The organism is Streptomyces sp. T39, from assembly GCF_008042045.1.
Classification (GTDB): Bacteria; Actinomycetota; Actinomycetes; order Streptomycetales; family Streptomycetaceae; genus Streptomyces.
Window position 1 is genome coordinate 1 of sequence record NZ_RDBP01000208.1, and the last position, 686, is coordinate 686.

The window sequence follows — 686 nt, forward strand, 5'->3', positions numbered from 1 at the left end:
CGCTGGAGAGGAAGAAGTCCCCCGGCGTCACCTCGTTGCCGAGCATCACGTCGTCGTTGAAGTAGAGGAAGTGCTCGGACAGGCCCTCGATGTGGTGCAGCTGGCTCTCGATGGCGTGCGAGTTGAACGTCGGCAGCCCGGCCGAGGAGCGGAAGATGTCCTTGTGGCTGACCACCTCGATCCCCGGGACCGCGGTGTTCAGCCAGGAGGGCGTCTGGTCGTCCGTCACCAGGTAGACGGTGCGCACCCAGGGCGCGTACATGTGGAGCGAGCGCAGCGAGTAGCGGAGCTCGTCCCGGCTCAGGTAGCGGGCGGCGTTGGCGGCCTCCGCGTGGTAGCCCTCGCCGGAGAACTCGGCCCGCCGCCGCAGCCACGCGGGGTCGGCGCCGTCGACCCAGGTGTAGACGACGTCGACSGGGAAGTCGACGTCCCACATCAGCTTCTTGGTGAACTGGGTCAGCGTCGGGTAGGCGTGCTCGCCGACCTGGAGCTTCGCGGTGGCCTCGAGCGAGGGCAGCCGGCGGCCGAGGAGGGTGGCGGACCGGGGGCTGTTGCGCCAGCCGTCCTCGTCCTCGTCCCAGAACTCCACGGTGCAGCCGTAGGCGGGCCCGTAGCGCAGGGTCCGGCTCGGGCTCGTCACCGGCTTGAAGACCCGGACGCCGGCGATGTCGCCGACACCCTCCAGC

Annotated in this window: 1 protein-coding gene; it reads right to left on the reverse strand. The window is 69.9% G+C overall.

Annotated elements, in window-relative coordinates; translation table 11 throughout:
- Positions 1–686: stealth family protein (locus tag EAO77_RS37020; protein ID WP_187283600.1), on the reverse strand; the 686-nt coding region annotated here is incomplete at both ends.